The 10,098-nt window shown below is 63.3% G+C and carries 7 protein-coding genes (1 of these 7 only partly in view); 5 read left to right on the plus strand and 2 right to left on the minus strand.

What is annotated here, in order from left to right; genetic code table 11:
* The first annotated feature begins 124 nt into the window (after positions 1–124).
* The 4 genes from NKH90_RS25460 to NKH90_RS25475 all read left to right on the plus strand — a co-directional run bounded on the left by NKH90_RS25460 (position 125) and on the right by NKH90_RS25475 (position 6,168).
* Entirely contained in the window at positions 125–1,099 is a 975-nt protein-coding gene (locus NKH90_RS25460; RefSeq protein WP_352471311.1) for a DUF4167 domain-containing protein, read from the plus strand.
* 238 nt (positions 1,100–1,337) lie between these two features.
* Positions 1,338–3,944, plus strand: coding sequence for an ATP-dependent chaperone ClpB (gene clpB, locus NKH90_RS25465; protein WP_352471310.1), 2,607 nt, complete (start codon positions 1,338–1,340; stop codon positions 3,942–3,944).
* 147 nt (positions 3,945–4,091) lie between these two features.
* Complete coding sequence (locus NKH90_RS25470; protein ID WP_352456638.1) at positions 4,092–4,457, plus strand: MmcQ/YjbR family DNA-binding protein; 366 nt, start codon at positions 4,092–4,094, stop codon at positions 4,455–4,457.
* Positions 4,458–4,695: 238 nt separating this feature from the next.
* Positions 4,696–6,168, plus strand: coding sequence for a L,D-transpeptidase family protein (locus NKH90_RS25475; protein ID WP_352471309.1), 1,473 nt, complete (start codon positions 4,696–4,698; stop codon positions 6,166–6,168).
* Positions 6,169–6,189: 21 nt separating this feature from the next.
* On the opposite strand, the gene NKH90_RS25480 is transcribed toward NKH90_RS25475, so the two are convergent.
* Positions 6,190–6,822, minus strand: coding sequence for a TMEM175 family protein (locus NKH90_RS25480; protein ID WP_352471308.1), 633 nt, complete (start codon positions 6,820–6,822; stop codon positions 6,190–6,192).
* Between the two features lie 167 nt (positions 6,823–6,989).
* On the opposite strand from NKH90_RS25480, the gene NKH90_RS25485 reads away from it, so the two are divergent.
* Positions 6,990–8,555 (plus strand): MFS transporter, encoded by a 1,566-nt coding sequence (locus NKH90_RS25485; protein ID WP_352821655.1) that lies wholly within the window; start codon positions 6,990–6,992, stop codon positions 8,553–8,555.
* Positions 8,556–8,572: 17 nt separating this feature from the next.
* Here the strand turns inward: NKH90_RS25485 and NKH90_RS25490 are convergent, their stop codons facing one another.
* Positions 8,573–10,098 carry the 3' portion of a M23 family metallopeptidase gene (locus NKH90_RS25490; RefSeq protein ID WP_352475052.1) on the minus strand. 433 nt of this gene lie beyond the right edge of the window, so only the last 1,526 of its 1,959 coding nucleotides appear in the window; its start codon lies off the right edge, out of view; it ends in the stop codon at positions 8,573–8,575.

Below are 10,098 nucleotides of genomic sequence, written 5' to 3' on the forward strand. Positions count from 1 at the left end.
ATGCGGGCGAACGCCGGTGAAGGAACGAAACGGCTGGCCGCATGAGCGCCTCCGTTCGTGAAGAGTTTTTCGAAAATTTCAAAGTGAAGAGAGTCTAATGAGGCCACAACAGCAAAACAGGCGCATGCGCGGTCGCAACAACAATGGCGGCGGCGGCAACAACAATAACAACAACAACCGTAAGGGGCCTAATCCCCTGACGCGCAACTACGAGAGCAACGGCCCGGACGTGAAGATCCGCGGATCGGCTCAGCAGATTGCCGAGAAGTACGCAACCCTTGCCCGTGACGCGCAAAGCTCCGGCGACCGGGTGATGGCGGAAAACTATCTCCAGCATGCAGAGCACTATAACCGCATCATCGCAGCCGCTCAGGCGCAGATGCCGATCCAGAACGCGCAGCAGAATCGCGATGATTTCGACGATGACGGCGACGAGGATCGCGACGAGTTCGACAATGCCGGCAACAACAATGCCAACGAGACGTCGGGTTCGGCGGCCAATCACGGTGCCGGCCCGCAGCCGGTCATCGATGGCACGCCGGCCGAGCTGGCTCTGAACCAGGAAAACAGCCGCGACAATCGGGGCGGCCGCGACAACCGTGACGGCCGCGACAACAATGGCGGACGCCACCGCGACCGTCGCCCCAATGGCGGTTACGGCCAGAACGGCCAGCGCGGCGAGTATGGCGCGCGCGGCGAGCAGGGTGGCCAGCGCGCCGAACAGCCACGGCGCGACGAGACGCCGGCGCAGGCGGAGCCCGTGCCGGCCGCTGGGCCGGTCTTTGTGAGCGAGCCCGCACCGCAATTCGACAACCTTTCGCCGGCGGGTCTCGCCGCCCAGGCCGAGCTCAACGAAGCCGCGGCCGAAAACAGCCCGGCCCGCCGCCCCAGGCGTCCGCGTCGCCCGCGCCTCGATGTCGAACAGGCAAATGGCGGCAACGACAACGCCGGCCCTGACAGTGCCGAGACTGGCAGTGCCGAGACAAGCAGTGCCGAGACAAGCAATGCCGAGACTGGCAATACCGACGCTGGCAATGTCGATGCAGCGCCGGCTGAAGGCCCCGACGGTCAAGCTGTGATCGCAGACGTCGAGAATTGATCGGAAAAACGTTCAGTCGATCTTAGCGCATCCTTTACCCCAGGCGGCGGAGAGAAATCTCCGCCGTTTTTGCTTTGCGCGCTCGGAATATTATGCATTCGCCAGTGTCGAGGCGTCTTGAGGGTCCGTGGTTTGCGTCCCATATCTTGCGTGAACAGGATCCGGCTCGAACGGGCGGGTCCGTCACCGCAATCTGATCCGGTGCCGCGAAGCGGGCCGGTGACGGAAGGAGACAGGCATGAATCTTGAAAAATATTCCGAGCGCGTGCGCGGCTTTATCCAGTCCGCACAAACCATGGCGCTTTCCCGCAATCACCAGCAATTCACCCCCGAGCATATCCTCAAGGTCCTTGTCGATGACGACGAGGGCCTGGCTGCGTCGCTGATCGAGCGCGCCGGCGGCAATGTCCGTGACGTCAAGCTCGGCGTCGAAACGGCACTGGAGGCAATGCCCAAGGTCGAGGGCGGCAATGGCCAGCTCTATCTGGCGCAGCCGCTGGCAAAGGTGTTTTCGACCGCCGAGGAACTGGCCAAGAAGGCCAGTGACAGCTTCGTTACCGTCGAACGGCTATTGCAGGCGCTGGCCATGGAAAAATCGGCCAAGACCGCCGACATCCTGTCCAAGGCGGGTGTCACGCCGCAGGCGCTGAACCAGGTCATCAACGACGTACGCAAAGGTCGCACTGCCGATTCGGCGAGCGCCGAGCAGGGCTACGACGCGCTGAAGAAATACGCGCGCGACCTGACGGCGGACGCCCGCGCGGGCAAGCTCGATCCGGTCATCGGCCGCGACGACGAAATCCGCCGCACCATCCAGGTGCTGTCGCGCCGCACCAAGAACAACCCAGTGCTGATCGGCGAACCCGGCGTCGGCAAGACGGCGATCGCCGAAGGGCTGGCGCTGCGCATCGTCAATGGCGATGTGCCGGAATCGCTCAAGGACAAGCAGCTGATGGCCCTCGACATGGGGTCGCTGATCGCCGGCGCCAAATACCGCGGCGAGTTCGAGGAGCGGCTGAAGGCGGTGCTTTCCGAAGTCACGTCTGCCGCCGGCGGCATCATTCTGTTCATCGACGAGATGCACACGCTTGTCGGTGCCGGCAAGGCGGATGGCGCCATGGACGCGTCGAATCTGCTGAAGCCGGCGCTCGCCCGCGGCGAACTGCATTGTGTCGGCGCAACCACGCTCGACGAATACCGCAAGCATGTCGAGAAGGATGCGGCCCTTGCCCGCCGCTTCCAGCCGGTCTTCGTCAATGAGCCGACGGTCGAAGACACTGTCTCGATCCTGCGCGGCCTGAAAGAGAAATACGAGCAGCACCACAAGGTGCGCATCTCGGATTCGGCACTGGTCGCGGCCGCAACCCTGTCCAACCGCTACATCGCTGACCGCTTCCTGCCGGACAAAGCGATCGACCTGGTCGACGAGGCCGCGTCGCGGCTCCGCATGCAGGTCGATTCGAAGCCCGAGGCGCTGGACGAGATCGACCGCCGCATCATGCAGCTCAAGATCGAGCGCGAGGCGCTGAAGGTCGAGAAGGACGATGCCTCGAAGGACCGGCTCGCGCGGCTCGAGAAGGAACTCTCGAACCTCGAGGAGGAATCGACCGAGCTGACCTCGAAATGGCAGGCCGAGAAGCAGAAGCTCGGGCTTGCCGCCGACCTCAAGAAACAGCTCGACGAGGCGCGCAACGAACTTGCCATCGCCCAGCGCCAAGGTGAATTCCAGCGCGCCGGCGAACTTGCTTACGGCAAGATCCCGGAACTCGAAAAGCAGCTGAAGCAGGCCGAAGCCAGGGATGGCAAGGCCGGCATGGTCGAAGAAGTGGTCGGCCCCGATCACGTCGCCCATATCGTCTCGCGCTGGACGGGGATCCCGGTCGACAAGATGCTGGAAGGCGAGCGCGACAAGCTGTTGCGCATGGAAGACGAGGTCGGCAAGCGCGTCGTCGGCCAAGGCGAGGCGGTGCAGGCAGTGTCGAAAGCGGTGCGCCGGGCCCGCGCGGGTCTGCAGGACCCGAACCGGCCGCTCGGCTCGTTCATGTTCCTCGGGCCGACGGGCGTCGGCAAGACCGAATTGACCAAGGCGCTGGCCAGCTTCCTGTTCGACGACGAGAGCGCCATGGTGCGCATCGACATGTCGGAGTTCATGGAGAAGCACTCGGTCGCCCGGCTGATCGGCGCGCCTCCCGGCTATGTCGGCTATGAGGAAGGCGGCGCGCTGACCGAAGCGGTGCGGCGCCGGCCCTATCAGGTCGTGTTGTTCGACGAGATCGAGAAGGCGCATCCTGATGTCTTCAACGTGCTGCTGCAGGTGCTCGACGACGGCCGGCTGACCGACGGGCAGGGCCGCACGGTCGACTTCCGCAACACGCTGATCATCATGACGTCCAATCTCGGCGGCGAATATCTGGTCAATCTCGGCGAGGACCAGGATGTCGACGTCGTGCGCGACGAGGTGATGAATGTCGTCAGGGCTTCGTTCCGGCCGGAATTCCTCAACCGCATCGACGAGGTGATCCTGTTCCACCGGCTGCGCCGCCAGGATATGGGCCAGATCGTCCAAATCCAGCTCAAGCGGCTGGAAAACCTGCTTGTTGACCGCAAGATATCGCTTTCGCTAGATCAGGAGGCGATCGACTGGCTGGCGGCCAAGGGTTACGACCCGGCCTATGGCGCGCGGCCGCTGAAGCGGGTGATGCAGAAGGAATTGCAGGACCCCCTGGCGGAAAAGATCCTGCTCGGCGAGATCCTCGACGGCTCAACTGTCAAGGTCACCGCCGGCTCCGACCGCTTGAACTTCCGCTCGAAGCCCGCGGTCGTGGCAACCGAGGCAGCCGCCTGAGCTCAAGCCAAAAGCCTGTTCCATCCCGATCGAATCGGGATGGAATTCCTATCTTCAATCTCGACCATGATCCTTTCCGAAAAACCGGCATACCCTTTTGTTACGCCGGCCTTCGGTTCATGGTCCAACATCACTGGCGGGGCGCAGATGACGCTGGACGACTATAACAGCTTCTGCGCCTCGCTGCCTTCGGCGACCCATGTCGTGCAGTGGGGCGGCGCCCATGTCTGGAAGGTCGGCGGCAAGGTCTTCGCGATCGGCGGCTGGAGTGAGGGCAAGGAGCCGTTCGTTACCTTCAAATGCTCCGACATCGCCTATGACGTGCTGAGGGAGCAGCCGGGCCTTCGGCCCGCGCCCTATCTTGCCTCACGCGGCATGAAATGGATCCAGCGCCAGACCGGCGAAAGCATGGATGATGGCGCGCTGAAGGATTACCTGCGCGAAAGCCACCGTCTTGTCGTGCTGAAGCTGACGAAGCAGGCGCGCAAGGAATTGGGACTCGCTGCCGGTTAATCGGTCAGAAATCCGCCATCTTCATGCCCGGTTCATATTGGAACCTTATCGTTGGCAACTGATTTGCTGGCGAAGGGGTTCGCCTACCACATCGGCCCGAAATCGAGTTTTGATTTTCGCAAAGCACGATGCGGAGATTTAAAGCGTTAGAGCGTCCTTTGCGCGTCGAAAAAGACGCGCGGCGCTTTGAAGAGACAATGCCGGCGGCGGCAATTACGGACCGGAGAATTTGGCCATCATGTTGCGCACCATCTTCACCCTTTCAGCGCTTGCTGCCGGGCTGCTGGCGTCGAATGCGATGGCCTCGCCAATAGTGGATACCGCGCCACGGGTGGTTCGTGCCGCCAATGGCGGCGGCATTCTTGTCGCCCAGAACGGCAATCTCGACATCTATTACGACGCCAGGGGAAACCGCGTCATCGTCGATGCGGAGACCGGCAAGGTTATCGCCATCCAGCCGCCGCAGACCAGGCTCGACCGCCGTGCCTTGCGCCGCGAGCGCTTGCGCAATCTCGGACCGGTCGAGGACGACCGCTATTATCTCGACGACCCGCAGGACATGGCGCGCTACCGCCGCAGGCAGTTGGAAGACGAGGGCAGGATCATCGTGCCGCCGGCCGACGACTACGATCTTAATGGCGACAATTCGGTGGAAGCCTTCCCCGAAGCGCCACGGGATGACGGCTACGGCAATGGTTATCCGGAGGCAAAGCCGCGCACCATCGAGCGCCAGCCGCCGCTCAACGAGGCCTCGATCGAGCCGGTCGAGCCGACGGTGCCGAACGAGCAGGCGGCCTTACCGCCAGACACAGCCCCGCCGCCAAGCACTGGCGGCAAGACGGCGGTCGACCCGTCGCTTGCGCTCGGCGCCCGCGAGGACGTGGCGGCACTGCAGGTGCTGCTCGACCGTGCCGGTGCATCGCCCGGCGTCATCGACGGACGCTTCGGCTCGAATGTCGACAAGGCGCTCGCCGCCTATAATGAGATCACCGGCAGCAATCTGAAATCGACCGACGCAATCGGCATCCAGGCGGCCCTGGCGCAATCCGGCGGCGATGCCTTCGCCTCATATACGATCACGCCCGAGGATGCGGCCGGTCCCTATGTCGCCTCGATACCGGAGGACTACAGCCAAAAGGCCCAGCTCGATCGGATGGGCTACACGTCGGTACCCGAAGCGCTGGCCGAGCGCTTCCATATGGATGAAACCTATCTGAACAAGCTCAATCCGGACGCCAATTTCAATCGTCCGGGCACCATCATCAAGGTCGCCAATTTCGGCAGGCTGGTGGCGACGCCGGTGGCGCGCATCATCGCCGACAAGTCCAATAAGCAGGTCCGCGCCTATGATGCGGCGGGCAAGCTGGTCGCAGCCTATCCGGCGACTATCGGCTCGTCCGACACGCCGTCGCCGTCCGGCACGCATGCGGTGTCGCGTGTCGCATTGGACCCGAACTACACCTACAACCCGAACATCAATTTCAAGCAGGGCGAAAACGACAGGATCCTGACCATCCCGCCGGGGCCGAACGGCCCGGTCGGCTCGGTCTGGATTGCGCTGGACAAGCCGACCTACGGCATCCACGGCACGCCGGATCCGTCCAAGATCGGCAAGACCGAAAGCCATGGCTGCGTGCGGCTGACCAATTGGGACGCGCGCGAGCTTGCCAAGATCGTGACGCCCGGCGTTATCGTGGAGTTCGTCGACTAAAGCGCAACGCCCGCGCCCGGATCACCCGATGACCTTGCGCAGCAGTGGCGCGCGCGGCGCTGCGGCATAGATCAGCTGCACCACCAGGATGAAGCCGACGCTGAGCAACGGGCTGATCAGGCAGAGAGCAGCGCCGACGGCCCACAGGATCTGTGCCTTGACGATGCGCAGATAGACCGTTCGGGTGGTCTCCGCGTCGACACCTTCGGCCAGAAATCCGTTTTTGTCCGCGTAGCGCCAACTGGCGAGCAGCGTCAGTCCGAGCATCAAAAGATTGAACCAGTAGGCGAGCACCGCAGTCCTGAATTCGAGGAAGTCGGCGAGAAGGTCGGTCGAGAACGGCAGCAAGGCGATGAAGCCGAGGAAGCAGAGGTTCAGCGTGGCAAGCCGCCGGTCGGATTTTGCAATCAGCCCGTGTTGCGCCTGCTGGCCGAACCAGAAGATGGTCAGCGTCAGGAAGCTGAGCGCATAGGTCAGGAAGCGCGGCGCCAGTGCTGTGATCGCTGTGATCAACTCGCGTTCGGAATGCACCGTTTCATGCGCCGGCACCCTGATCTCGAGAACGATCAGGGTGAGCGCGATGGCGAACACGCCGTCGGTGATGCCGACGACGCGCCCGCGTCCTTCCGCCGAGGGTTCGAGCGGCCGTTTCATACGGTATTTCCCCCTTGTCTGTAGCGCTGCGAGAAGCTTAGCACGGCACTTGCCGTTTGCACCCTGAGCGGCGTGATCCTGCCTGTGTGGCCGGTTGGGCCTGGTTTCAACGAGAACAGTCTGCTGGCCGGTTGTCGCCGGCGCGCCGGCGATCTAGGTAAGGCGGCATGCACACGCCAACCAAAGTCGGTACCGGCGCCGTTCCCCTGACCGGCTCACTTCCCGCCGATACGTTCTGTCCGCAGGCGCAGCGGCGGTTCGTGCTGATCGCCGCGATCCTGGCTTCTGCGCTCGGCTTCATCGACGGGTCGGTCCTGGCCATTGCGACGCCGGCGATCCGCGTCGACCTCGGCGCCAGCCTCGCCGAGGCACAATGGATTTCCAATGCCTACGCATTGACGCTCTCAGCCCTCATTCTCGTCGGCGGCGCCGCCGGCGATCGCTTCGGCCTGCGCCACTCCTTCGTCGCCGGCATCGTCCTGTTCATTGCCGCCTCGCTTGCCTGCGCGCTGGCGCCTAACCCGGCGGTGCTTATTGCGTTTCGGGCTATCCAGGGTGTCGGAGCGGCCATCATGGTGCCGGGCAGCCTGGCCATTATCGCCAAAGCCTATCCGAAAAAGGAACGCGGCCGGGCGATCGGCATCTGGGCCGCAGCATCAGCACTGACGACGGCGCTCGGCCCGGTGCTGGGCGGCTTCGTGCTGTCGGCGTTCGGCGACGGCATCTGGCGGGCGATCTTCGCCATCAATCTGCCGCTCGGCCTTATCTCGGTCTATCTTCTGCTGGCCAAGGTCCCTGCCGACGCGCCGGTGGAAAAGCGCAGCCTCGATCTCGGCGGCGCTGCACTCGCCATATTGGCGTTCGGAGCTCTCGCTTACGGTCTGACCTCGATCAGTGGCGACGGGGAGGGGCTGATGTCCGGCCCGAGTATTGCCGCCGGTGCGGTTTTGCTCGTCGTGTTCATCGTCTTCGAGCGCCGGCGGCGCGAGCCGATGATCGATCTGTCGTTGTTTCGGATCGGCGCGTTCGCGGGCGCCAATGTGGCTACCTTCTTCCTTTATTTTGCGCTGTCGGCCAATCTGTTCTATCTGCCGATGCTCATGATCGCCGGATGGGGGCTGAGCGCGGCCGAGGTCGGTTTCATCTTCTTGCCGCTTTCGTCATTGATCGCAGTGTTGTCCGGACCGGTCGGCCAGTGGTCCGACCGCATCGGGCCTCGCTTTCCGATCTCCAGCGGCAGTCTGGTTGTGGCTCTTGCCTTTGCCGGACTTGCCTTGCTGGCCTATTGGGGCATCCACAATTTCTGGATCGGGGTATTCCCGCTGATGGCATTGATGGGGCTCGGCATGGCGCTGGTGGTATCGCCGCTGTCGACCGCCGTCATGACGGCGGTCGAGGACAAGGATACGGGTGCGGCCTCGGGCATCAACAACGCCGTCTCGCGCATCGGCGGCCTGATTGCCGTGGCGGCGATGGGATCGCTGGCGGCCTGGGTCTATGCTGGCGTGCTCGGCACCGCTGCCGGCTCCGGCATTCCGGGTTTCGGCGAACCGCCGCCAGCCGGCCTGGCGCCCGGCCTCGATGCGGCACGACTTGCCGCCAGCGACGCGGCATTCGCCGCCGTTGCCGCGGTGACCGCGGTGCTTTGCCTGCTTTCGGCAATCGCCGCGTGGACGACGGTTTCCGGCGAGCGGCTGCCATGGGCGCGCGACACGGCGAATCAGCACGGCTGACGACGAAAAACGTCGGCTCAGCCTTCGATCTTGGCGCTCGCGACCTTCAACTGGTTGCTGTCTTCCTGCTTGAGCAGGTCGTCGATGCGTTCGCGCTCGCGCTTGAAGGCGACGAGGTCGTCGCCCTTCAGCGTCTTGCCGACCGGTAGGCGGACGCGCATCGAATCGACCTTTGTGCCGTTGACGATCAGTTCGTAATGAAGATGCGGACCGGTGGAGAGGCCGGTTGAGCCGAGATAGCCGATAACCTGACCCTGGCGAACGCGAACACCCGGCTCGATGCCTTTGGCAAAGGCGCTCTGGTGATTGTAGGACGTCTCGTAGCCATTGGCGTGACGCAAGATGATCTGCTTGCCATAGCCACCGGCCCAGCCGGCTTTTTCGACGACGCCATTGCCCGCGGCAATGATCGGCGATCCCACGGGAGCTGCCCAGTCGGTGCCGGTATGCATTTTCACATACCCCAAAATGGGGTGGCGCCTGGCACCGAACCCTGACGTAAATCGGCCATTGGGCAACGGATTGCGCAGCAGAAACTGCTCGGCGCTGCTACCATTTTCGTCGAAGTAGTCGGTGCTGCCGTCCTGCATCTGGAAACGGTAGAAATTTCGCGTCGTGCCGCCGAAAGTCGCGGAGACGTAAAGCAGCTCGGATTCGTCAGACGCCTGGTCGTCGCCATCGGGCTGCGAGAACAGCACCTCGATGCGGTCCGTGGGATTGAGGCGCGACTGAAAGTCGACACTGGATGCCAGCAACTTGATCAGTCGTTGCGTCATCGCCTTGGACATGCCGTAGGAATAGGCGGTGCGGTAGATGCCGTCATAGACGTTCGGCAGATTGCCGCGCACTACGGGCGCAGGCGAATCGTCGAACGCCGTCAGCAATTCGGGATTTGGCTCCGGCTCCTGCGCCGGCACGTACTGGTCGTGGTCGTCGAGTGCGATGGTGACGATGTGCTGGGTCCTGTCGTACACGCTGGTGCGAACGATCTTGGCGGCGTCGCCATGGACCTCAAGCCCAACGCGCAGCACGGTTCCTGCCTTGAGGGCCGTCGCATTCAGCAATTTGGCGATCGCCTCGGCCATTCCGGTGGCATCCTCGCCGGTATAGCCCGAATCAGCGAAGGCCTCGGCAATGTCGAGATCCTTGGTGAAGGGGATGATTTCCTCGGCGAAAGCCGGCGCCTGGTCGTCGATGGCGGCACGCGGCGACACCGAGACGTTTTCCGGGACGATCTTGACGTCATAGGAGCCAGCCATGCTTTCGGCGAAGCCGTCACCGAATCGCTGTGGGTCGACATAATGCAGCGAAGCGACCTGGACAGCGCCGTCGCTCAGATCGGTGCCGGCCTCGCGCACGACCTTTTCCACCTCGTCGGCAGAAAGGTCGCTCTTTTCGTCGAAGGCCGCCGTCTCGATCGGGAAATCGACGGTCTTCAAGCTCATCTCGCTTTCGACCTTGGCGCCATAGATCTGGCTGGCGGCGGCGGCTGCCGGCTGGGCAGCATTATCGTCGCCATTGCCAAACACCTGCATCGGGTCGA

It is taken from the genome of Mesorhizobium sp. M0898, from assembly GCF_040319695.1.
Lineage (GTDB): Bacteria > Pseudomonadota > Alphaproteobacteria > Rhizobiales > Rhizobiaceae > Mesorhizobium.